The sequence below is a fragment of the Nostoc sp. UHCC 0251 genome (assembly GCF_034932245.1).
Classification (GTDB): domain Bacteria; phylum Cyanobacteriota; class Cyanobacteriia; order Cyanobacteriales; family Nostocaceae; genus Nostoc.
Genome location: NZ_JAYGHD010000054.1, coordinates 1 through 22956, shown reverse-complemented (window position 1 = coordinate 22956; position 22956 = coordinate 1). Strand labels below are relative to the sequence as shown.

General features: G+C 41.9%; 19 protein-coding genes. 7 read left to right on the top strand and 12 right to left on the bottom strand.

Annotation, left to right across the window (positions count from 1 at the left end; translation table 11 throughout):
* Positions 1-203: 203 nt before the first annotated feature.
* Positions 204-392 (bottom strand): hypothetical protein, encoded by a 189-nt coding sequence (locus VB740_RS09355; protein WP_323199762.1) that lies wholly within the window; start codon positions 390-392, stop codon positions 204-206.
* A gap of 129 nt (positions 393-521) precedes the next feature.
* Between VB740_RS09355 and VB740_RS09350 the strand changes: the two genes are divergently transcribed.
* The 3 genes from VB740_RS09350 to VB740_RS09340 all read left to right on the top strand — a co-directional run bounded on the left by VB740_RS09350 (position 522) and on the right by VB740_RS09340 (position 3664).
* A complete protein-coding gene (locus VB740_RS09350) occupies positions 522-899 on the top strand; it encodes a hypothetical protein (RefSeq protein WP_229471105.1) in 378 nt (125 codons plus the stop codon).
* A 255-nt stretch (positions 900-1154) separates the two neighbouring features.
* A complete protein-coding gene (locus tag VB740_RS09345) occupies positions 1155-2030 on the top strand; it encodes an SDR family oxidoreductase (RefSeq protein WP_323199761.1) in 876 nt (291 codons plus the stop codon).
* A 137-nt stretch (positions 2031-2167) separates the two neighbouring features.
* The gene (locus VB740_RS09340; RefSeq protein ID WP_323199760.1) at positions 2168-3664 is read left to right on the top strand and encodes an HlyD family efflux transporter periplasmic adaptor subunit; all 1497 of its coding nucleotides are present in this window, start codon (positions 2168-2170) and stop codon (positions 3662-3664) included.
* 167 nt (positions 3665-3831) lie between these two features.
* Here the strand turns inward: VB740_RS09340 and VB740_RS09335 are convergent, their stop codons facing one another.
* The 4 genes from VB740_RS09335 to VB740_RS09320 form a co-directional block, all read right to left on the bottom strand.
* Complete coding sequence (locus VB740_RS09335; protein ID WP_323199759.1) at positions 3832-5694, bottom strand: S8 family peptidase; 1863 nt, start codon at positions 5692-5694, stop codon at positions 3832-3834.
* 590 nt (positions 5695-6284) lie between these two features.
* Positions 6285-8987: a peptidase domain-containing ABC transporter gene (locus tag VB740_RS09330; RefSeq protein ID WP_323199758.1), complete on the bottom strand. Its 2703-nt coding sequence runs from the start codon at positions 8985-8987 to the stop codon at positions 6285-6287.
* Complete coding sequence (locus VB740_RS09325; RefSeq protein WP_323199757.1) at positions 8936-9718, bottom strand: peptidylprolyl isomerase; 783 nt, start codon at positions 9716-9718, stop codon at positions 8936-8938. The genes VB740_RS09330 and VB740_RS09325 overlap by 52 nt, the downstream gene beginning before the upstream one ends.
* Before the next feature lie 541 nt (positions 9719-10259).
* Positions 10260-11057: a TIGR00297 family protein gene (locus tag VB740_RS09320; RefSeq protein ID WP_323199756.1), complete on the bottom strand. Its 798-nt coding sequence runs from the start codon at positions 11055-11057 to the stop codon at positions 10260-10262.
* Between the two features lie 416 nt (positions 11058-11473).
* Between VB740_RS09320 and VB740_RS09315 the strand changes: the two genes are divergently transcribed.
* The gene (locus tag VB740_RS09315) at positions 11474-11905 is read left to right on the top strand and encodes a VOC family protein (RefSeq protein ID WP_323199755.1); all 432 of its coding nucleotides are present in this window, start codon (positions 11474-11476) and stop codon (positions 11903-11905) included.
* Between the two features lie 69 nt (positions 11906-11974).
* Here the strand turns inward: VB740_RS09315 and VB740_RS09310 are convergent, their stop codons facing one another.
* Entirely contained in the window at positions 11975-12610 is a 636-nt protein-coding gene (locus VB740_RS09310; protein ID WP_323199754.1) for a triacylglycerol lipase, read from the bottom strand.
* Between the two features lie 508 nt (positions 12611-13118).
* Here VB740_RS09310 and VB740_RS09305 point away from each other — a divergent pair.
* Positions 13119-13649 carry a hypothetical protein gene (locus tag VB740_RS09305; RefSeq protein WP_323199753.1) on the top strand — a complete coding sequence of 177 codons (531 nt, stop codon included), beginning with the start codon at positions 13119-13121 and terminating at the stop codon, positions 13647-13649.
* 43 nt (positions 13650-13692) lie between these two features.
* Here the strand turns inward: VB740_RS09305 and VB740_RS09300 are convergent, their stop codons facing one another.
* The 6 genes from VB740_RS09300 to VB740_RS09275 form a co-directional block, all read right to left on the bottom strand.
* On the bottom strand, positions 13693-16014 hold the full coding sequence (locus VB740_RS09300) for a VIT domain-containing protein (RefSeq protein ID WP_323199752.1): 2322 nt from the start codon (positions 16012-16014) through the stop codon (positions 13693-13695).
* A 110-nt stretch (positions 16015-16124) separates the two neighbouring features.
* Positions 16125-17189 (bottom strand): tetratricopeptide repeat protein, encoded by a 1065-nt coding sequence (locus VB740_RS09295; protein ID WP_323199751.1) that lies wholly within the window; start codon positions 17187-17189, stop codon positions 16125-16127.
* Between the two features lie 68 nt (positions 17190-17257).
* Complete coding sequence (locus VB740_RS09290) at positions 17258-17965, bottom strand: 16S rRNA (uracil(1498)-N(3))-methyltransferase (RefSeq protein WP_323199750.1); 708 nt, start codon at positions 17963-17965, stop codon at positions 17258-17260.
* A 13-nt stretch (positions 17966-17978) separates the two neighbouring features.
* A complete protein-coding gene (locus tag VB740_RS09285) occupies positions 17979-18623 on the bottom strand; it encodes a Uma2 family endonuclease (protein WP_323199749.1) in 645 nt (214 codons plus the stop codon).
* A 112-nt stretch (positions 18624-18735) separates the two neighbouring features.
* Positions 18736-20652, bottom strand: coding sequence for a sulfite reductase, ferredoxin dependent (gene sir / locus VB740_RS09280; RefSeq protein WP_323199748.1), 1917 nt, complete (start codon positions 20650-20652; stop codon positions 18736-18738).
* Positions 20653-20892: 240 nt separating this feature from the next.
* Positions 20893-21432, bottom strand: a complete 540-nt coding sequence (locus VB740_RS09275; RefSeq protein WP_323199747.1) for a hypothetical protein — start codon at positions 21430-21432, stop codon at positions 20893-20895.
* Positions 21433-21823: 391 nt separating this feature from the next.
* Between VB740_RS09275 and VB740_RS09270 the strand changes: the two genes are divergently transcribed.
* Together VB740_RS09270 and VB740_RS09265 are read left to right on the top strand one after the other, a co-directional pair.
* The gene (locus VB740_RS09270; protein WP_323199746.1) at positions 21824-22765 is read left to right on the top strand and encodes an ADP-ribosylglycohydrolase family protein; all 942 of its coding nucleotides are present in this window, start codon (positions 21824-21826) and stop codon (positions 22763-22765) included.
* On the top strand, positions 22743-22956 hold a 214-nt coding region (locus VB740_RS09265; RefSeq protein WP_323199745.1), incomplete at its 3' end, for a hypothetical protein. The genes VB740_RS09270 and VB740_RS09265, both read left to right, overlap by 23 nt.

The following is a 22956-nucleotide window of genomic DNA, read 5'->3' as shown; positions in this document are numbered from 1 at the left end:
GTGTTTTCCGCAAGCAAAATGAGCTTTTACTTTCTCAAACCCCGGTTTGCTTTCTCATTTTGGTGTTTTCCGCAAGCAAAATGAGCTTTTACTTACTAATTTCAGTGTTTTCAGCAAGCAATCAAGCATATTGAGAATGCAATATCCTTAATTGCTGACTCATTCCAGTAATTCACGCACTCGTGACAACTATCGCTTTGAGATTACTTCTCTTTATCCTTATCTAGCGCTTCCTGGATTGCACGACGGCAAAATTCTGGAGGATCATCCTTGGTAGATAGTTCTTCCTTCATAGTTTTTGTGACACGTAAATTAAGACGTTCACTTAAAGGTTCTTCCCTCTCTGATTTAAATGGGTTTAAATTTTCTGGATGACCTTTAGGGTTAGGCATTTATGTAGAAATATAAATATAAATTGAATCACTGGTAGGCAGCAGATTAAATTGTTTTTTGGTGGTTGCTACAACTTGCCGGAAGTACAACCACCAATATCCAATTTCACAAATGGACACTACTATTTTATGTTCACGCGTTCCGAACTTGAAATCAAGACTATTAAAGAATTACGCGACTTATGTCGTAGATACGGCATCAAACCAACTGGCAATGCAGGATACAAAACCTCGTACATCGTAACTCTGATGGCATTTCCACTTTTAGCGCTGCAACAAATGAAGCAAGGTAAAGGGTTAAAATTCCCTAACTTTAACGCTATCCAGATCATCAGTTCTGCTATAGAAGAGATGAATTCCCCCACAGATGAGCAAGCAGCACTAATCCGCATAACTTTGGAGGGCAGGAAAATGAGCTATCCTGACCGATACGACCAGGAGAACCTGCTGAACTTGCACAAGGCTAAGATGTCGCTTGAACAAGCTGTTGACTTGTTGAGCCAGTAAAACTAATCCCATTTACCCTATCCCCTGCATTTACAAAAATGTGGGGGATAATTTTTAGAGTATTAAGATAAATAAGGTGTGACTTATTGGTTAATAGAGACCTAACCCCCAGCCCCTTCCCTACTAGGGAAGGGGAGTAAGATTCAAAGCCTCTCTCCTTTTAGGAGAGAGGAATGGAAGTGAGGTCAAAGTGTATTGCATACAAACGAGCGAACCGCTATATAAACCCTGTAACTATTCAATTTAGGTATTTATATGTTTCTAATAACTGGAGCAACGGGAGGAATTGGTCGCAGAGTTGTGCGACTCCTACGACAACGAGAACAGTCTGTGCGGGCATTTGTCCGCCTGACTTCGCGCTATAGCGAGTTAGAACACCGGGGTGCAGAAATCTTCATCGGTGACTTGCTAGAAGAAAGAGATATCGAGAAAGCTAGTCGGGGTGTCAAGTATGTTATCAGCGCCCACGGTTCTGATAGCGATGCCCTATCTTTAGATTACCGCGCTAATATTGAACTAATAGACCAAGCCAAAAGCAATGGCGTAGAGCATTTTGTTTTCATTTCTGTACTGGGAGCCGATCGCGGATATGAAGACGCTCCTGTATTTAAAGCCAAAAGAGCAGTAGAACGATATTTGTCAGCTAGTGGCTTAAATTACACTATTTTACGCCCATCTGGATTAGCATCTAACTTGCTGCCATTAGTAGAACAATTTCGGCAAACCGGATTGTATTTGTTAATTGGCGATCGCAAAAACCGTACTTCAATTGTCAGTACCGATGATTTAGCAAGAATAATCGTGGATTCTGTGACAGTTGAAGGCGCTCGTAACCAGATTTTACCAGTGGGAGGGCCAGAGATTTTATTACGAGAAGATATTCCCCGAATTTTTGGTCGGATCTTCAATAAACAGCCAGTAATAATTAACTCACCCCTATTTGCCGTTGATGGGTTACAGAGTGCATTGGGTTTAATTAATCCCCAAATCCAAAAAGCTTTGGGAACTTATCGCACATTGCTAGCAAATGAATTTTTCTGTACAAAAGATGAAATTGCCAATTTAGAGACGATTTATAACTTCCAATTAGAGACATTAGAAAACTTTTTGCGGCGCTATTTAGCAGTTTAAATGGGGAGTGGGGAGTAGGGAATAGGGAGTAGGGTGAAGAAAAACACTATAAATGATAAATAAACAATAAATCATTCCCCCATTCCCCACTCCCGACTCCCCACTCCCCATTTCTAAAATCTAAAATCTAAAATTCTATGAAGTCATCCCTAGCTGCAAATGCTGCTCAAGCACGTCAGACAAAAGAGCGATTCGCCCAACCAGAGGAACAACTCACCTATGAATTGGGGAAAGCGGTACAGGAATTACCACCTTTATACACTAGATTATTAGCGGGAACGATCACTGCTATCATATTTGGAGTGATCGGCTGGGCGTACTTCTCGGAAATAGATGAAGTAGCAACAGCACCAGGGGAATTAATTGCTTCTGCACAGGTAAGACCGGTGACATCCTTGAGTGGGGGGTCAATTATTGCTGTTAAAGTACAAGAAGGCGATCGCGTTGCCAAAGGTCAAGTTCTGATTCAAAAAGATCCAGACTTGCAAATAACTGATGTTTCCCGCCTAGTCAAATCTTCTAGATTGATTCAGGACGATTTGCAACGTTTGGATGCAGAACGTACCGGAGGCAAAACTACTGGGACGAAACTGCAAGATGAACTTTTAAACTCCCGCCTACAAGATTACCAAGCGCGTCAAGCAGGGGCTGAAGCAGAAGCAAATCGCCAACAATCACTCATAGATCAAGCCAAAGTCCGCTTGACTCGGTTGCAAGACAACTTAGTTAATGCCAAAAGCAGCGTTGCAAATGCCAAAACCAACCTTGCCAACGCAGATAGTATCCGAATTAAAATTGAAAGTAATTTGGCACTTGCAGAAGAAAGGGAAAAAAGCCTACGCACCCTAATGACTCCTGGTGCTGTACCTCGTGTCGATTACTTGGATGCTCAAGAAAGATTAACTCGTACACAGACAGAAATCACTAAAGCACAAGATGAAGTGATTAACGTCAAGAATAGAATTACAGAGGCTCAAGATAGAGTCACATCATTAGAAAAAGATATTGCTGCTCAAGTCCAAGAAATTCGCCAAGCAGAACAAGCTTACAATGCTGCACGCAGCCAAGCCCAGCGTGTAGCATCAGAACGCCAAAGTGAAATTTTGACCCAGTACAACAAGCGTAAAGAAGAACTAACAACTATTCAAGGTCAATTAGAGCAGGCGAGGAAGCAGCAAGCTTTAGAAACGATTGAGGCTCCTGTTGCCGGCACGATTTACAGAGTTAAAGCCACCAAGGGGCCAGTGCAATCAGGTGAAGAATTGCTCTCAATTTTGCCAGAAGGGGAAGAAATGCTCCTAGAGGTGAAAGTTCTCAACCGCGATATTGGATTTATTCGTCAAGGAATGAAGGCAAAAGTGAAAATGGCGACTTTTCCCTTCCAGGAATTTGGCACTGTGAATGGCGAAGTTACACAAGTCAGTCCAAATGCAATTGTTGATAAAGAATTAGGCTTAGTTTTTCCCACCAGAATTAAGCTAAGTAAACACTCAGAAAACGTGCGGGGTCAAGAAGTACAATTCACACCAGGAATGTCTGCTACAGGTGAAATTGTCACTCGTAAAAAGTCAGTTTTGACATTCATCACTGAGCCTGTGACACGCCGATTCAGTGAGGCATTTTCCGTTAGGTAGGTTTGTAGGCTTTCCTGTTTTCATAGCCACTTCAAAAGCGAAATGGGCGGTTAGAAACCGCGTCTACACAAACAAAACCCACCTCCGTGGGTTTCAAAACTTTGATTTGACCTTAGTCCGCGGAGGCGGACTTTGCCTGTGTAGCTGCGAATTCCATTCGCCAAGGCTTAAGTTGACTGATCCATTTGTTTTTGCATTCCCTCTAGTAATTTGCCAAAGTCAAGATTATTCTCATCTTTCTTATCATCATTGCTATATACATTGATGCTGCCCAAAATATTGTCATAGTTTTGGAATTGCGACCATAATTCTGGATTGGCTAATCTGTTATTAGCTTCGGCTGGCGTTAAATATTTTGAAGTTTCTGTAATTGCCTGACCCATCAAAGAACCGACATCGAAATTATCAAAACTAGCGATGGTTCCTGGTGTTAGATATTTCGCCGTTTCTGTAATTGCCTGTCCCATCAAAGAATCGGCATCGAAATTATTAAAACTAGCAAGGGTTCCTGGTGTTAGATATTTTGCTGTTTCTGTAATTGCCTGACCCATCAGAGAACCGACAACGAAATTATTAAAACTAGAGAGGGTTCCTGGTGTTAAATATTTGGTTGTTTCTGTAATTGACTGACCGAATAGAGAACCGGCATCGAAATTATTAAAACTAGAAATTGTCTGTGATGTGAGATAATTTGCGGTTTGTGCGCCGATGCGTAGTGGGTTGTCGCCAGACATCACCTGACTTGCCAGAGAACTGACATTAGAAACATTAAAATTAGAACTTGTTGTTTGTGTACTATTTCCTGCTGTTTCTGCAATCACCTGACTCGCTAGAGAACTGACATTAGAAACATTAAAATTAGAACTTGTTGTTTGTGTATTATTTCCTGCTGTTTCTGTGACAATTTGACGGACTTGGGCATCAGTGAGGCTGGAGTTAGCACTAAGCATTAAGGCAACTACACCAGCAACATGGGGAGCAGCCATAGAAGTGCCCCTATAACTGGCATATTGATTATTTGGAACTGAGGAGTACACCTTGACTCCTGGGGCTGTGACGTAAGCGATTTCATCCGTTCCAGAGCGGTTAGAGAAGTCGGGCATATTATTATTCTTATCCACTGCCCCAACGGCAATTCCCGACTTGTATGCATAGCGGGCGGGATAGTCTGGTGATGAGTCACCATCATTACCTGCTGCCATGACGACAATCGCTCCTTTGCTGCTGGCGTAGTCAATGGCTGACTCTAAACTACTATTGGAAGATGCGCCTCCTAAGCTGAGGTTAATCACATTAGCTCCATTATCCACAGCGTAGCGAATACCTTTAGATATGGAACTATAGGAACCAGAGCCAGAGTCATTCAAAACCTTGACGGGCATAATCTTGGCATTATATGCAATACCAGTGACACCGTAGTTATTATTTTCTCCTGCGATCGTGCCGGAAACATGAGTGCCGTGACCGTTGTTATCTAAGGTGTTGCTGTTGTTATCAGAGAAGTTCCAGCCGTAATTATCATCAATATAGCCATTGCCATCATCATCTATACCGTTACCTGCAATTTCGTTGGCATTCGTCCAAATATTATTTCTTAAATCCTCGTGGTTATAGTCAACCCCAGTATCTACAACAGCGACGACAACGCCGTTACCTGTGTATCCCTGCGCCCAAACTTCTGGTGCTTTAACAAGGTCTGCTCCCCAATTGTTGCCACCAAGATTAGGAACATCAGCAAAGGTATTTTGACCAATAGCTCTAGCTACTGCTGCTGCTCCATTAATCAAGCCATAGCCATTAGTGGAGTTATAATTTTGAGTGCTAAAAGCATTAGTAGTAGCGTTACTGCTATTTTCGGAGTCAGCATTATTTAACAACTGCTTATCAGCATCAGTTGAGTTATAGCTACTACGTCTGCTGAAGTTGAGGCTGTAGTTATCTTTCGGATCAAGGCTATCTAATGAGGAGATTGAAGTGACATTGATCTGTTTATTTGACAACCCATTTTTATTAACATCATCAATGAGCATAAGTATTTTCTCTCAAAGATAGCAATCGTTTTTTTGACAGTTTGAAGCTTTAAAATCTTTATAAAAATAAGATTTCAATGTATGAATAAGCCCCATTGTCAATAAATACTATGAAATTTGATAATAAAATGCTAATTTTATTACCAAAAAATATTCTAGAAAGTACGGTTTTTGTTAAAAGTAATTTATCAATTAAATATTAAATATTTTGGTTGTATTAATGGAGACTAACGCAATAAGGAAAAGCAGAGATTATGACTGTTTTTACTACTCTTAAAAATACTGTGATCGCTATAAAAATATTTACACCACTCAGACTGAAGCCTGACTCTTCACGAAATCTGGAAAACCTCTCTCTAAATCTCTCTCCTGCAAGGAGAGAGACTTTGAATTTCTGGTTTGGAAATGCGATTTTCTGTGGACTTTTCCACATGACGTGAAAAGTCAGGACTGAAGCAAGAGTAGTTATTGAACTCATCAAAATTAAAATTGCGAATGGAGTTATGCTCCATTCGCCAAAGACTATCTTTAAGCCGCTTTCCAAACGTTTATTTTTTATATAGCTACAAACTTTGAGCTAATTAAATCTACTAAATGTTTGCTTGCTGCCGTTGATATAGTGACCAATACAAACCCTTTTGTTGCAACAATTGTGAATGAGTACCACGTTCGGCAATTACGCCTTGCTCCAACACCAAAATCAAATCAGCACGTTTGAGGGGGGCAAAGCGGTGAGCAATTAAGAATACGGTACGATTAGCAGAAATCTTTTGCAGGTTTTGCAGTACTTGTTGTTCAGTTTCACTATCTAAAGCGCTGGTAGCTTCATCCAAAACTAAAATCGGCGCTTGGGAAAGAAATAGCCTTGCTAGGGCAATACGTTGTCTCTGTCCACCAGATAAAGCAGTACCGCGTTCGCCAACATTGGTTTCGTAACCGTAGGGTAATTGACTGATGAAGTCGTGTGCTACTGCTAATCTTGCCGCCTCTACTACTTGCTCTGCGGTAATATCGGGATTACCGAGAGTGATATTTTCCAAAATAGAACCGTTGAATAAAAAGTCTTCTTGGAGAACTACACTAATTTGTTGCCGCAGTGATGCTAAGTCGGCACTTTTAATATCAAAGCCATCAATAAGAATGCGTCCTGATTCAATTTGATAGAGGCGTTGTAATAGCTTAGACAAGGTACTTTTACCAGAACCGCTGCGTCCGACAATGCCAACAAATTGCCCTGGTTCGGCACTGAAAGAGATTCCTCGCAGAATTGCTTCAAAGTTCGGGCGGTAGCGGAAAAATACTTGCTCAAAGGTAATTTGACCTTTCAGGGGTGGTAAAACTAGACCAGTTCCTAATTCAGCTTCTGGGGAGACGTTGAGAATATCACCAATGCGATCTACAGAAAGTAGCACTTGTTGAAGTGTTTGCCACAACTGTACTAAGCGCAAAAGTGGGCCTGTGACTCTACCAGAGAGCATTTGAAAGGCAACTAGTTGTCCAACTGTGAGCTTTTGTTCGATGACTAACTTAGCGCCAAACCAGAGAATCAGCAAAGTGGAAAAATTAGTGAGAAAGTCACCAATGTTGCTGCTGATATTGGAGGTAGTAGAGGCTTTAAAACCTGTGCGAATGAAGCGAGCAAATAAACCTTCCCAGCGATCGCGGGCTACTGGTTCGGCTGCATGAGCTTTAACGGAGTGAATTCCGGTGATTGTCTCTACTAGAAACGATTGACTATCGGCACTCCGGTTAAAGGTTTCGTTGAGCCAGTTACGCAGAATTGGTGTTGCAACTATCGTTAAAGTTGCAAATAGCGGCAGTACTGCTAAGGCCACAAAGGTAAGCGGGATATTGTAATAAAACATCAATGCCAGGTACACCACAGCAAAGATGCTATCCAAAATTACAGTTAATGCTGTACCTGTGAGAAACTGACGTATTTGTTCGAGTTCCTGGACTCGTGCTACTGTGTCTCCGACGCGCCGCGACTCAAAATAAGCTAATGGCAGACGCATCAGATGGCGAAATAGCTGTGCTGATAAACTCAAATCCAGACGACGAGCTGTATGGGTAAAGATGAATAGGCGCAGAATGCCAAGTACGGACTCAAATATGGCTACAAACAAAAGTGCGATCGCCATTACATCGAGAGTCGGCAAACTCTCCTGCACCATCACTTTATCAATGACGACTTGCGTAATTAGTGGTGTTGTTAACCCCAAAAGCTGCAAGGTAAAAGATGCTAACAATACTTCTGTTAGCAATCCCTTATACTTCCAAACTGCTGGGGTGAACCAACTGAGGTTAAATTTTTCTTGCTGGGATATGAGTTCTACTTGCCACAATCGCCCATCCCAAGACGCTTCAACTATTGATTGCGGTAAGGTTTCACAAGTCCGTTCGGGATTAAGAGGGTTAGCGATAATCAGGCGATCGCCCTTAAATCCATAGGCTACCACCCAAGATGGACTCTGGGGTGAGTCAGAATTCCACAGCAATAAAGCTGGAAATGATAACTGTCGCAACTCACTCCAACTCACTTGTAACCGCCGCAACACTAACCCTAACTTTTCTCCTGCTTCCACAACCTGTTTTGGTCGTTGTCCTCTGAGTTGGCGCTGCACCCATTCCAGTTGCACAGAATTTTCTAACTGTTGCGCCACCATTGTTAAACAGGCAGCAGCAGTGTTCCAGCTGGCAACAAAGGGATAATTTGAGACGATCAGATTGGCGGCTGGAAGTCCTTTTTGGGGTTGGAGGCTGTGGGGGCTGGAAGTTCTCTCGGAGGTTGACGATACTGAAGGAGTGGAAGAGAAAGAAAATGTCTCCCTCTCTCCCTCCATGTTCACTGGTAACACTTGCCAGAATTCCTGAATTTGTGGGTTAGAAAATTCTGCCCACAGCGCTGTATGCCAACACACTACTACTACTTCTTTACTAGCAGCTACAGCTTTAAAATCCGCAGATAGTTTTTGAAAGTCACCAAACCAATCCCCCACATCTAGGGCGGCTATTGGTTTACCAATACCCTCTTCTCGTAAGCGAACTTTTCCAACCACAATTAAGAATTGGTAACCGCCGACATCGTTTGACCAGATTTTTTCTCCAAGACGATACTGACGAGTTTGGGACTCCTTTTCCAATCGGGATTGTTGTTCGGGAGTCAGCCAGCATAGTGGTGGCTGATTCCAAGGCAAAGAAGCTAGCACTTTTAATCGTAAAGATTCATTATCCAGAATATTTAACTCACTTGTAATTTGACTGTCAGTTTTTGAATTTTCTCTGCTAGCCATTTCTCAAACAACTCATTTTGTAGTGCAAGATTTAGTTGAGTATCTTCTAAAGACGCTGGCAGAAATTGTTCTACTCGGAACAAACCATAAGGTCCTTCTCCTTGGGGAGAGTCTTTGCCAACGATTTCTATTGGTCCTACCAATTGCCCAGGACTGGCCACATCAATCGCTGCCCGTAATATATCCGGCATACTTCCTCGGCTGATTATCCCCATCATGCCGTTCACAATTCGGTCATCTGAAAGTGAATACTCTTTAGCTAGTTGCTCAAAACTACCTCCTTCTTCAATTTGTGTTTGTAGTTCGTCTGCCAATTCTCGATTATCAACAACGATCCGAGAAAGTACTACCCGATCCAGAAAAATTTTGCGTTCAATAAAATATTCTTGGAGTTTTGGTTGCGTCACTACAGCTTTTAGTTTTTCTAACTTGTAACCAAAAGCCACCGATGTGTGAAAGGTAGCGTAATCTGTATTGTTAGCCTTTAACCATTCTTGAAAACTTTGGGGGTCAGTCAGTTGGTTTTTCAGCCTGAAGTCGATAATTGCCTGTTCAGTTATTGCTGTACCAATCTCAACATCGTCTCGTGTTCGGATTTCTTCCTCAATTACGTACTGACGGAGAATATCTCCAATGAACTGTCCCAATTTCCCAGAGGCTTGCAGGTACTTTACTGCTTGCTCAATAGAAATTATTTGGTCATTGATTGTTAAAAATGATGAAGATTCCATGAATTAATTATGTGAAAATGGTTAAACACTTATAATACTTTTAAATTAAATCATATAAAAATCATCTGGTAATTGATGGATAAATATGATAAAGATTTTATAAACTAATTACATCTAAATGGTCAAAAAATCATATAAGTAGTAAATAAAATAATTTCACATAATTACTTTTACGGACTAACGGGGACAGAACAGGATTGAAAATATCAGTTGTAAGGCAAAACAAGTTATATAACCAAATCTTTATATAGGAATCCGATTTGATCTCTGAACTGATTTACGTAGGTAGGCAATAGGCAATAGGCAAGGAGAAATAAGGCTTCTTAGTTGTACTGAGTTTTTTCAGAAATCAAATAAAATACTAGCCCTATAAATTCAGAGAAATAATCAGGTAGATAGGCGAAAATAAAACAAAAAATATTAAGAATTGTTTCTTACAAGTTTTCTACGCCAGTCGCTCATGTAACCAAAGCTGTAGCAACTGGCGTGGGAAACCTTTCACATGTGGAAGCTTAATGAGTAATCCTTTACTCTAACTGGACTACTTGATTATGCTGATCCATGTCCAGGCAAGTAGGACAGCCGCGATCGCACCGATTAATGTATTAAAAATATTTACTACTTCATTGGTCAGCCAATTATACTTAGATTGCAATGTTGCCCCAATCACACTTTCTAAGTTCGTGGCAATAAATGCTGCCAGCACACACCAAACAACTCCCAATAGATCAATTAAACCAACTCCCCAACCGACAAATGCGATCGCTACAGAAGCCACAATCCCAGCTAAAGTCCCTTCCAAGCTTACCGCTCCTTCTGTGCCGCGAGGCACTGGTTGGAGTGTAGTAATTAGATAGGTGCTTTTACCATATGCTTTACCGACTTCACTAGCAGTGGTGTCAGCCAGCTTAGTACTGAAACTTGCTACATAGCCTAACAATAATAGGGATTGAGGATTAGGGACTAGGGATTCGGGGCTAGGTACAATAAATCCCGAATTTATTATTCCTACTCCTAAAGCACACAGCGCCCCAGTCAAAGCGGAACCCCAAACATTTTCTGGGCCTCTTGCCCCAGAACGCTTTTCGGCAATTCCTTCAGCCTCCTTCTGCGCCATACCAATGCGAGTAACGCCAGAACCAACCAGAAAATAGAACATTACTACCGCATATCCTTGCCAGCCTAGAGTTACCCAAATTAGGATAGCCAGAAACCAGGCGTGGAATAATCCAGCAGGGGTAAGCAGCTTTTTAGGAGCAATCCAAGCTAAACCCAATAGAATTGTGTTTAATCCTATCGCCACCAACCAGGGATTAACAGAATCAATTAAGGATGACATCAGCAATTAATCTGAGTAATTTTGTCTGAATATCAACAGAATAACTAATTTGTCACCCCTAATACCGCAAGGCGGAAGTCAAAAATCAAAATGATACAACGTAAGAGTTTCGTAGATTTGGAATGAGTGTTTTATTTGCATAGTGCTGTACTAGTGCTTAATTTATGACACCTCCGCAGCTAAAGTAATATTTTTGTATTATTAACTAAATAATTAAGTGTAAATTATGTAGATGCAGGGCAAAGTCCACAGTTGTAGGGTGCAGCAGCTGAAGTGGTACTCAATCTCCAATCTTAGTCATAAGGATAAAGGATATAAGTTAATGTCAATTAAAACTGTGTTCAAGTTGACCACAATGAAGATTTAACAACATAAATTGTAGATAGCATCAACTACTAGTCTTTTCCACACAACGTATGAGCCAAACTTTATTCCATCTTGCTTTCCCTGTGACTGATATTGCCCAAACAAAGGCATATTACGTGGATGGCTTGGGCTGCATTCCTGGCCGTGAAAACCATCACGCCCTAATTCTTAATCTCTACGGCCATCAACTAGTGGCTCACGTCACCAAAGAACCTTTGACACCGCAATATACTATCTATCCTAGACACTTTGGACTAATTTTTACCCAAGAACGTGATTGGCAAGATTTACTAGAAAGGGCACAACAACAACAGCTACTTTTTCGTGAAGAAACCAAAAATCGCTTTGTTGGTTCTCCTCTTGAGCATCGCACTTTCTTTTTAGAAGATCCCTTTTACAACCTCATGGAGTTCAAGTATTATCGTCACCCAGAAGCGATTTTTGGGAGTTACGAACATACGCAAATTGGGGATAGGACTTGATAAATTCGTAATTCGTAATTCGTAATTCGTAATTAAAGATAAATAAATCCAGGGTGGCAAGCATTCTAGCTACTGACTGGATGCTTTTTTAAGTAAGGGCAGCTTGATAGGTTCTGCTAAAGTTGCTTTAACTACTGCTAAACTCCTGGGGTCTGTTAGCATCCAAGGGTGTAGAGCAACTGGTACTATGACTTCTCTTCCGACGGACATTTGTGAACTATTCGCTGGGACGATCATCAAATCATAAGGTGTCCAGATAGACGTAAAATTTAGCTGCCCCAATATTACAGCATCAGAATTTAAATCCTTGAGAAAAACGCTGTCGGGGCGCATTTGTACGCAACCAGGACGCCAGGAACCATAAGCAACTACAGTTCCATGATGGGGCGAAGAGATCGTGATAAACCGCTGAACACGGTTAATTCCTCCCAGCCGTTGGACATAGTAACGGCTGACAATCCCTCCCATACTGAAGCCTACTAAATCTAGGCGTTGTTCTGGCGCAAAGGTGGCTGTTACATAATCGGCTACTTGCTTTGCCAACTCATTAAGACTTACATCACCATTATTAGGTACGAGATCAAGGGAATATACAGACCAACCCTGTAGTCTTAACTGAGCCGCCATTTTATGGAAAACTGCCTCTGTGTCGTCAATGCCGTGTATTAACAAAACGGGATTGCGTTGTTGGTTTTCAATGTTCATTTGCAAAATCTGGCTGAATTAAGGGGTGTATTTCACTTTCGTAGGTACATACCGCTCTACAAACTGAAGCTGTTGCTTTTCGGATTCTTTAAAAAATATGTTTCTAAAACTGAAATACTCCTAAAGATAGTTTGTATAAAATTTAACTTATGGTTATGATATTTTCCAACACGCTATGACACTCCCCCCACTGGTTGAAAATAACCGCTTGCTTTTCTCCAATTAGTAATTTCAAACAAAGAAATGTTAATTTTTGTGAAGCCTGCTTTCAGAATCTTGCTCTTAGTTACAGTAAAATTTAATAATTAGTTCTCGATGTATACAGGCTGCAAGTGCTTGTAAAAAACATTTGCCCTGTGATTTTACTAGAATGTTGATTAAGCACAAGCCTATAAGGGTTGTCACCAGAATGGGGTGGCTCAAAGTAAAAAATGTAACATTTTGTCGTAATTTTTAACAATTACGGTCGAGTTTCAAATATAAAAGGTAAAAGGCAGGAGTAATTGTAATGGATTTTATCAAAAAGTTAATTTCAGGTATTTTGGGTTTCGTTACCGGACTGTTACGAGGAAAGAAAAGCAACGGCTACTTCTTAGAATTGGATGAAGCCAAAGATGCTGCTAAAGATGCCGCTAAAGAGGTAACATCGAACGCGAAGAAAGTAGCAGAGACAGTTGTATCGAATGCTAAAAAAGTAACGGCAACAGTTACATCAGAAGCACCAGAAGCACCAGAAGCATCCAAGCCAGCTTCATTGAACGGAACAAAAACCGCCGCAGCTAAAACTAAGGAAAAACCAGCTAAAAATCCCAAACCAGCCGATGTTACGCTAGTTCAGACTGCTGAGGGCCTTAAAGTTGAGCCTGGCAAAAAGGCAAAAGCCGCAGCAGCAAAAGTCCTCAAAGAAGAGCCAAAGGAAACTACCTTTGCGCCTAAATATCTGGCTCCTTCAGCGACTAGCTCTAATGGTCGTCGTCGTCCAGGGGCAAATATGAGCGCTTACTTAGATATGGCACGTCAGGTTAAAACCCCTGGTTAAATCATAGAGACGCGAAATTTTGCGTCTCTATAGTACCGATGAGTTAAGTGTGAATACGCAATATCAAGACAAGTTTAGCAGTTGTAGATGGAAGAACTCTCCAAAGTAGGAGCGATCGCTTAATTTTCTCCACTACAACTGCATCTTTTAGGGTTGAGACTTTTTCATCCAACACTATCCCTTCTACCCGACCTTTGTTGACAGTGAACTCAAAGACGATTTCACCACTGAAGCCTGAAGGAAAGTTTAGTTTTTGAAGGTGTTGGGTTAGGTCAGCAATTCCTATCTCATCTAAGCCAGTAACGCTGATTACTTCTAACTGATGGTTGATGGCTGCGTCTGGTATTTCATCTTGTTCCATCTCCAGGGAATCAAAGCTCTTAAAAGAGATATTAACTTCTTTAGCTATTGGGGATTGTGGCGATCGCCTTTTTCGAAGAAAATCTGGAGCTTCTGCGGAGGGTGGCGCTGATGGCATTGAAAGTAATATGTTCTGCATCAAACCACCAGCAGGAGGACTGCCAAACACTCCTTGGTAACTAACTGCTTCAGGCATTTCCACTGGCACTTGCATAGATACATATTTGCTTCCTGCTTCAACCCGCACGTCATCGCTGACAGCAACAAAAGCGGTGTATTGAGAAAGCAGTTGATAAGTTAAGGCTGTTTCTGTAACTGCCTCTACACCAGCTTTGGTTTCAAAAGTCACCATTTGATTCATCAAATCTTTGATGCAAGCACGTCCCCATAACTGCGCTACAGCAAGATTTTCTGTTTCCTCAAATTTGAGGTTAAACGTTTTTTCGTATTGCTTACCGCCCGCAGCGATGCCGGAAATTTGCAGATTACCTCCAACTCTATCCTGCTTTCGACCGAACAACACTAATGGTTGTTCGCTGAATAAATCAGGTGCTATGGCTGGGTAAATAACAGGCGATTCTGTGTCACCTTGCCAAGAGATTTGAATATTTGTGAGTACAGGATTGTTAATTTGCCTGTAAAACTTTTCGGCAACTTCTTCTGTGGGTTCATCATGACGAATAATTTGGGATATTCCCCGGCCAATTTCGGCGATGCGATTTAGTAAAAAACGGTTAACTGAACTACCAACACCAAAACTGTAAAGGCGATTTCCTGGTTGTAGGTGCTGTTGTACCTCCGCCAAAATTTCATTTTCGTTGCCGATGTAGCCATCGGTTAGAAGTACAACACTCCGCAATCTTCCGACGGGTGTAGGGAAATTTATAGCTGTACGAATGCCACTAAGCATTTCTGTGCTGCCAGCAGCTTGTAAATTGTTAATGTAAGCGATCGCTTGGGCACGGTTTTCTGGTGTATTCGGCAGAGGTGTTGGTGATAACTGTCTGACTCTATCGGAAAAATCGATAATTGTGAAAGTATCGTTGGGATTTAACCCATTGATAAATCGCCGCATCAACTCTTGACATTTCCATAACGGATCGCCAGATTGGGAACCGGAAGTATCTACCAGAAATACAACATCTTTAGGGACAATTTCATCAGTGGAATATTCCAAAGCTGGAATCAGATATATTGCGAAATGTCCGCCGCGATCGTCTGCTTGGGTTAATACTGTGGATTGAGTTTCTTGACCAGAAATTTGATAGCGGAGAATTAAATCTTTGTTGGGAATTGTATCTTCTCCAGCTAATTGAATCCGCACAATTTGACCTGAGTGTTCAATTTTTAATTGATGGGAAGGAGAACGCACTTGAGAAATTGGTAAACCAGCATCAATTTCTACTGTGACATTAATATTGTGACGCGATCGCGTTCCTTCTGGGACTACAGGCGGTGTAATGCGGGAAGCATCAGGAACTTGGTCTGTGTCACCGCTACCATCTATCGGCGTTCCCGGAATATATCTTGGCCCTACAACCATCGGGAAAACAAATTCGTAGTTTCCTGCCTCAAATTTTAAACTTTCGGTGTAACGAATCGTGACATCAATTTGTTCACCAGGTTTGATATTAGCCAGAGATTGGGTAAAGATATTGTCTCGTTCCTGTTCTAGAAGTCCAGCAGTACGTCCTTCTTGTTTTGCCTTTTCGTAGATGGCTATAGCTTCTTCACGTTTTTTAATATTACCTCTGATGCTGCGATCGCCTATTTTGATTTCCATATCATCCACCGCCGCTTCATCAGGTAACGGGAAGATATACACTGCTTCTAAAGGTTGTGTGAATGGATTTTCAAAGCTTTGGATCACCTCAACTCGTGACAAGTTACCTGCAATTTTTGCTATAACTTCTGTGTGCTTGAGTGGAAAAACTAGCTGCTCTCCTTGAGGGGATTGAACGTACAAACCCCCTAATTTTTGGTTTTTAGTATTGATTATATTCATAAACTTGATATAATACTCCCATTTGATTTATGAACTGAGTTTTTTAGGTAGGTAATACGAATTACGAATTACGAATTACGAATTACGAATTACGAATTACGAATTACGAATTATTTAACAAACACCAGTCCACTATATAAATGAAAAGCTGAGTCCCAATTAGTCTGTTCCCTACGCAACAAATGAATGTGAGACTTGATATGACCCAGCATTTCTGTTTGATCTAATGTTGTATCTGCAAAAGACGTGAAATCTGACCAAATTTTGACTTGAGGTAGTTGCTGGTCAATCCAACTCGATAAACTATTCCAATTAATTCTGATTGTATTTTGGCTAGCTTGAGGAATAATTTCTAAACCCTGCTGAAATTCATAGCCGTTATCATCAAATCGGAGAATGCAACGTCTACTAGGTAGGTGTAAATCACAAAACTGGGCATAGTCTTGTGTTTGGATTTTCCGTTCCAGTTTACCGCGCACGTCGCGATCTACAACTTCCTCAAAAATGGGCAATAGTCCCACTACTCTTGCTGTGACTTCTGACCAATCAAAGGTGAGAGAACCTAGTTGATTTGTCTCATTACGGCAAACAACAGTAGCTTGTGGGCTAGATTCTTGGAAATATTTGACTTGATAAACTTGAATTTGCTGAATTTGAGCTATTGTTGCCCAAAAGCAAGGAATGCCAGCCTGCTGTAACTGTTTACCGTAAAATTTCAGTTCTCCCACTTGGCCAGTGCGGTACAATCTCCAGCCCCGACTTGGCAGTACCAAGCGTGCAGTGTAGGGGTCTACCTGCATAATCTGGGCAAATTTTCGGGATGCTTCTGTTTTCAGTTCGTTACTGAGTGGCTCTAAAACTAGTACGCCAAGTTCGGTGTTATTCCCTTCGGCTGTTGCTTGAGAAATAGCTCTTTGTCTTTCTTCTAGTTCAATTTCTTGTAGCCGTCGCAAACCTTGACGTGCGAGGGTCACTATTCTACTATTTCTCGTATCTCGCAGCAGTTGCCGATACACTTTTTCTGCATCCTGGAGCTTTCCAGATACTTCATGCAGCCTACCGAGATAAAATTGTACCCAAGGATGTTCTGGCGATTCTACTAGCAGCTGTTTGAGTAATTTAGCAGCTGTTTGATAATCTTTATTCTCAAAGGCGATCGCAACTTGCTCAATCATCACTTACTTTAAATACACGCTGGAGTGATGTCTCGCGCAAAATATATTTTGCGTGAGGTATAAATCATTTATACTTCACAAGCTGCGGTAATTAGGGATAATGCTACTACTGGGGCTGTAACTGCTCTCAAGATGCGGCGACCAAGGGAAACAGGTTGAAATCCAAATGCGATCGCATTCTCGATTTCTTGTGTTGTCCATCCTCCCTCTGGGCCAGTAGCAATGACAATCTCCTCAGAGATGCTATTCAGCACTTTGTTTAAATGGGGATACTCACCACGAGCCTCACAAATGTAACGGTGACTTGTTTGCTTAGTCGTGACAGCAGTGTTAAAAGTAACAGGCTCTAAAATTGTTGGTACAAACGAGCGCTCTGATTGCTCGGCGGCTTCCGCAGCGATGCGCCGCCAGCGTTCAAGCTTTTGAGGACTAGGATGAAGCAAAGTGCGATCGCTCAATACTGGTGCAATACAAGTTACTCCCAACTCTGTACAACACCGCACTACTTCATCAAATCCATTGCCTTTGGGCAACGCCACCATCAGCGTAATTGATACAGGTAATTCTGTTTCTACCAAAAGCGCTTCTAAAACCCGTGCTTGTTCCCCTGCTAACTGCGCTAACCACCATTTTCCTTTACCATCCATTGCAATAAAGCGATCGCCTTCACGCAAGCGCAACACCCGCCCCAAATAATGTTGCTGTTCTTTTGTGAGCAAAATTTGCCCTTGTTGGAATTGGGAGGGTGCGATCGCAATTCTTTGCAGTTGAGACATTTTTCTTAATAAATTATTGCCCTGCTGTAGATATCTGCTGTCTAACCCAGGTACGGAAAGCACGAGTTGCTGCTATTTGTCCAACTTTCTTGCTTTCTTGGATAAATCGAGGAATCTCTGTCACCAGCACAGGCGCAAAAGTTGGACTGCGATCGCTTTGCGAGTATTGTCCACTGTTAAGGGCGTAGATTCTCAAGACATTTCCGTTATATCGCCAGAATTCTGGGACTCCCATTGAAGCATAAAGGCTTAACTTGTCTATCTTGGGTCTGGAATATTCTACTTCCAGTACTATGTCTGGTGGTGGATCTGTATTTAGGTCAATATTTTCTTTGTTACGGACTAAGAATTCGTTTTGGATATAGTAACTACTGTCCGGCTCGCCTCCTTGCTCCAAATCATCCCGCGTCATAGTCAACGAGCCAGCGCTTTTAACTTCTAAACCAAATTCTTCACACAACACAAGAACAAAACCTTCGATGAGACGGTTTGAGTTCTCGTGTGGCATCAGGGGGGTCATAATTTCTACTATTCCGTTGTCATAAGCTAACCTTTTATTTCGCTCAGATCCCATATCTGCCAGCATAGCTTTGAATGTCTGCCAGCTGATGTTTTGCAGCACATCCCTAGTTTCTGCGAATTTTGCTGTTGTTACCATATTTCAGTTTTCCTGTGGATGTGTTACCTAACTGTATTAGGATTTACGCGAGAAAGACACAGATGGATTTATCTGTGTCTCTCTTTGATTTCATTATCTTAAATTTTTCGGCTTACGAAAGATTCTGGAAGTAAGCTTCTAGCGCTTCAGTCACCAACTGTGTCATCGGCTTACCTTGGCTTTCTGCTACTTCCTTCAACTTGCCATAAACCTCTTCTTTCAAATTTACCCGATGGCGCGATTTGTTTGCACCATTAGCGGTATTAGGATCGTAGCTAGCAGCAAATTCGCGGATAGCATCAAAACCAACGCGATCGCAAAAATCACCAAAGCTTTCCTTCGATTTCCGAGATTTTTTAAAGTAAACAAAAATCGGCTCTAGGAAGGTGTCTAAATCATTATGGTGCAGCTTTTCTATGTAAGGTTGTGCCAGTCGAGTCTGATTTGGCGAACCTCCTAACCATAATTGGTAAGATTCTGGAGCGCTACCGACAAAGCCCAATTCTGCTAAGTAGGGACGAGCGCAGCCGTTAGGACATCCTGTCATCCTTACCACAAAATGTTCATTTTGTAAACCAACTTTATCTAATAGAGCGCGAATCTGCTCCAAAATACCCGGTATTGCCCGTTCTGATTCCGTGATTGCCAAGCCGCAAGTGGGCAAAGCCGGACAAGCCATTGCATACCGCACTAAAGGTTCGATTTTACTAGGGTCATCTCCGACACCATGACGGCTGAGAATGTCTTGAATAGCTTGCTTGCTATCTGGTTCAATATCGTAAAAAATCAGGTTGTGGTTGGCTGTCAGACGGATGGACAAGTTGAACTGCTCAACAATTTCCCGCAAAGCGGTTTTCAGTTGAAACGAACCTTCATCTTTGATTCGACCATTGTCAATGGAAATTCCTAAGAATAGCTTGCCATCACCTTGTTCATTCCAGCCGAGGAAGTCGTAATATTTAAACTCTGGCAGTGGTTTGAAAGCTTCGAGTGGTTTACCGAAATATTCTTCAACTTGGGTGCGGAATTTATCTACACCCCAATCGTTGATTAAATATTTTAATCTGGCATGACGACGATCGGTGCGATCGCCATAATCTCTCTGGGTCGCAACAATCGCTTTCACGATGTCGTAAACGTCATCTTTCGCCACATAACCGATGGGGTCTGCTAACCTAGCGAAAGTTTCTTCTTTACCGTGGGTTCGCCCTAAACCACCACCAGCAAAAATATTAAATCCTTCTAATTGCTTCTTCTTATTGGTAATCACTACCAACGTCAGGTCTTGAGAATACAAATCAATCGAATTATCCCCTGGCACTGTCACGCAAATTTTAAACTTGCGGGGCATATAGTGCGTGCCATAAATCGGTTCTTCGTTGTCATGGATAATTGTGCCATTCCCATTGCGTTGTCGGGCTGCCTTTACCTCTGGGGCTTCTTCAGCACTAATTGCCTTTTCCCCATCTAACCAAATTTCGTAATAAGCGCCTGTTTGCGCTGTCAGCAAGTCAGCAATATTCTGGGCATACTCCCAAGCATACTGGTACTCTGGGCGATTCTTAAAGGGGGCTGGTGGTGCCATCACGTTGCGGTTAATGTCGCCGCAAGCTCCCAAAGTCGAACCCAGGTTCTTGACAATGGTGGCAATTGCTGATTTAAGATTCTTCTTTAAAATTCCGTGCAGTTGGAAACCTTGACGGGTTGTTGCTCGTAGCGTGTGGTTGCCATACTCATCAGCTATTTTATCTAAAGCCAGATACAGCTGCGGTGGCACCAAACCACCCGGATTTTTTGTCCGCAGCATAAACTGGTAATCTTTTTCCTGTCCCTTGGTGCGGTTGTCGCGGTTATCCTGCTGATAGGAACCATGATACTTCAAAAGCTGCACCGCACTTTCGGTAAAATGCGTAGTGTCTTGAAGAATTTCAGTTGCTACAGGTTCACGCAGAAAATTACTATTTTCCTTGATTCCTTCTACTTTGGAAGGCTTACGGCTAGCGATAGGGGAAGGAGCAGATTTAACCATTAGACTTGTATAGTATTCTCAATAAAGCATTACGTAGACACCGAATCAGCACCTTTCGGCTACTTGATCCCCGGTAATCCGGCCGGAATAATGAGGAATGATTTAATTTTACCACGGCAAAAGCCGGCTTTGTCAGTGATGTAATACTTAACAAAACCAGCTTTTTGGAGTAGTGAGTTTTAAGTGCTGAGTCCTGAGTACTTAAGTAAAGTATAAACTGACTGAGGACTCAATAATCTTTTATTTGAAGCGATATCCAATACCGCCATTGATACTAACAGCAGGAGTATCGCTATTTTGGTAGGCACCAAGCCCGACTTTAGCATTAGTGTAGACGAGGAAGTTGTTAGCAACTTCCGATTCAACACCAGCACCTACCACAACTGAATCTTTGTTACCTATGGGAGTTGGTGAGCCATCTTTCTCTACAAAAGAATAACCACCAGTTAAATAGGCATTAGTTCTATTAGCGATGGGCACATCCACAGAAAGTTCTGGGATAATAGCACTTGTCTTATCGCTCCAGAGGACATTACCGCGTGCAGAAAATGGCGTAGTTCCTAATTTCACGCGACCTGTGACATTACCACCAAATGTGGCATCATCGTTGATACCTTGTCCGCCGCTGGTAACGCCAGCTGCAACACCAGCACCAACATAGCTAGCATCAGTACCTTTTTTAGTTTCAGCAGAAGCTTGACTAGCTGATAGAACAAGAGGAGCAATTATTAAGGAAGACAATGCAGAAATCGTCATGAAAGACTTGAGTAAGCGCTTCATAATTTTTACCAAATTTTGTATTTTTTACTTGTATATTCCCAGTCGAAAATTGCGTGATAATGTTCCAAATATTTCCTAGATTTTATTAAATGAATGTTGTTATTGATGCATGACGCTTACAAGTTAACTATCCCTGAAAATCAGGAATAAGCTGTTATAATTACATTCAATGTCTTTTCATCTGGGTTCTTTGTTCCAAAAATAGACGCTTTTAAAACTGGCACAATATTTGGAACTAAAATTAAGTCGGAATATGGTAAATAAAATACCTGACTAACAATTTATTGCCGAGCTTTCATAGGATGAAACAGTAGGCTGTAGCATCCGTTGCAATAAGCTATAGAGGGAATCTATAAAGTTAATTTTGAGCAGTTATCGTGGAGATTGAATAATGCTAACCGCTGCAAAAACGTTGTCTGGTTTGATGGGTTTATGTGTCGGTGATGCGTTGGGTGTGCCGGTGGAGTTTACTAGCCGGGCTGAACGAGTAAAATCTCCAGTGACAACGATGCAGGGTTATGGCACATGGAATCAACCACCAGGAACTTGGTCAGATGACAGTTCCTTAAGCTTTTGCTTGGCAGAATGCCTTTGTAGGGGGTATTCGTTGGATGCTATAGCCAATTCCTTCTGGCGCTGGTACAAGGAGGCTTACTGGACTCCCCGTGGCGATGTATTTGATATTGGTCAAACCACCCACACAGCAATTATGCGCCTGAAACAGGGAGTTGTTCCTCATCAAGCGGGCGGGAAAGTTGAAAATAGTAATGGCAACGGTTCATTGATGAGAATCTTGCCGATGGCTTATTGTCACAGAAACTTGACTTTAGGCGAATTGCTGGCGAGGGTGCATGATGTTTCGGCAATTACTCATGCTCATGCGCGATCGCAGATGGCCTGTGGCATTTATATTAGTATTGCAGTGGCGCTCTTGGAAGGGGCTGACCTTCAAACAGCTTATCTACAAGGATTGCAAGACATCCAAACAATTTATTCTGTCCGAGAATTTTTGTTAGAGAAGCCTCATTTTGGCAGAATTTTCAGTGGTGAGATTGCCAAGGTACCAGTGGAAGAAATTAATTCTGGTGGCTATGTGATTGATACCTTAGAATCATCCCTGTGGTGTTTGTTAAATAGTTCGTCTTATTCTGAAGCGGTGTTGAAAGCTGTTAACTTAGGTGGAGATACCGATACTACCGCCGCCGTCACTGGTGGGTTAGCGGGAATTTACTACGGCGTGGAAAATATTCCCAAACAATGGATGAATCAAATTGCTCGTAGACAGGACATTATCTACTTGGCAGAACGTTTTGCAAGGGCTGTCTACAGCTAGTACCGCTGCGCGGAAGTCAAAAGGAGCCAGTGCGTTGGGCGGCTCTGCCGACTTGTTCGCGCAGCGTCTCCGACAGGAGAAGCAACTGGCGTTCAAAAGTCAAAAGTCAAAATTAATACAGCATAAGCGTTTCATTAGACCCATCCGAAAACTCGCAAGCCAATATTTACAAGGCTTTGATACCAGTCCTT

What these genes read in the sequence shown, in the direction of transcription:
- VB740_RS09355 (WP_323199762.1), bottom strand. Translation starts at nt 392, where the DNA reads ATGCCTAACCCTAAAGGTCATCCAGAAAATTTAAACCCATTTAAATCA.
- VB740_RS09350 (WP_229471105.1), top strand. Translation starts at nt 522, where the DNA reads ATGTTCACGCGTTCCGAACTTGAAATCAAGACTATTAAAGAATTACGC.
- VB740_RS09345 (WP_323199761.1), top strand. Translation starts at nt 1,155, where the DNA reads ATGTTTCTAATAACTGGAGCAACGGGAGGAATTGGTCGCAGAGTTGTG.
- VB740_RS09340 (WP_323199760.1), top strand. Translation starts at nt 2,168, where the DNA reads ATGAAGTCATCCCTAGCTGCAAATGCTGCTCAAGCACGTCAGACAAAA.
- VB740_RS09335 (WP_323199759.1), bottom strand. Translation starts at nt 5,694, where the DNA reads ATGCTCATTGATGATGTTAATAAAAATGGGTTGTCAAATAAACAGATC.
- VB740_RS09330 (WP_323199758.1), bottom strand. Translation starts at nt 8,987, where the DNA reads ATGGCTAGCAGAGAAAATTCAAAAACTGACAGTCAAATTACAAGTGAG.
- VB740_RS09325 (WP_323199757.1), bottom strand. Translation starts at nt 9,718, where the DNA reads ATGGAATCTTCATCATTTTTAACAATCAATGACCAAATAATTTCTATT.
- VB740_RS09320 (WP_323199756.1), bottom strand. Translation starts at nt 11,057, where the DNA reads ATGTCATCCTTAATTGATTCTGTTAATCCCTGGTTGGTGGCGATAGGA.
- VB740_RS09315 (WP_323199755.1), top strand. Translation starts at nt 11,474, where the DNA reads ATGAGCCAAACTTTATTCCATCTTGCTTTCCCTGTGACTGATATTGCC.
- VB740_RS09310 (WP_323199754.1), bottom strand. Translation starts at nt 12,610, where the DNA reads ATGAACATTGAAAACCAACAACGCAATCCCGTTTTGTTAATACACGGC.
- VB740_RS09305 (WP_323199753.1), top strand. Translation starts at nt 13,119, where the DNA reads ATGGATTTTATCAAAAAGTTAATTTCAGGTATTTTGGGTTTCGTTACC.
- VB740_RS09300 (WP_323199752.1), bottom strand. Translation starts at nt 16,014, where the DNA reads ATGAATATAATCAATACTAAAAACCAAAAATTAGGGGGTTTGTACGTT.
- VB740_RS09295 (WP_323199751.1), bottom strand. Translation starts at nt 17,189, where the DNA reads ATGATTGAGCAAGTTGCGATCGCCTTTGAGAATAAAGATTATCAAACA.
- VB740_RS09290 (WP_323199750.1), bottom strand. Translation starts at nt 17,965, where the DNA reads ATGTCTCAACTGCAAAGAATTGCGATCGCACCCTCCCAATTCCAACAA.
- VB740_RS09285 (WP_323199749.1), bottom strand. Translation starts at nt 18,623, where the DNA reads ATGGTAACAACAGCAAAATTCGCAGAAACTAGGGATGTGCTGCAAAAC.
- sir (WP_323199748.1), bottom strand. Translation starts at nt 20,652, where the DNA reads ATGGTTAAATCTGCTCCTTCCCCTATCGCTAGCCGTAAGCCTTCCAAA.
- VB740_RS09275 (WP_323199747.1), bottom strand. Translation starts at nt 21,432, where the DNA reads ATGAAGCGCTTACTCAAGTCTTTCATGACGATTTCTGCATTGTCTTCC.
- VB740_RS09270 (WP_323199746.1), top strand. Translation starts at nt 21,824, where the DNA reads ATGCTAACCGCTGCAAAAACGTTGTCTGGTTTGATGGGTTTATGTGTC.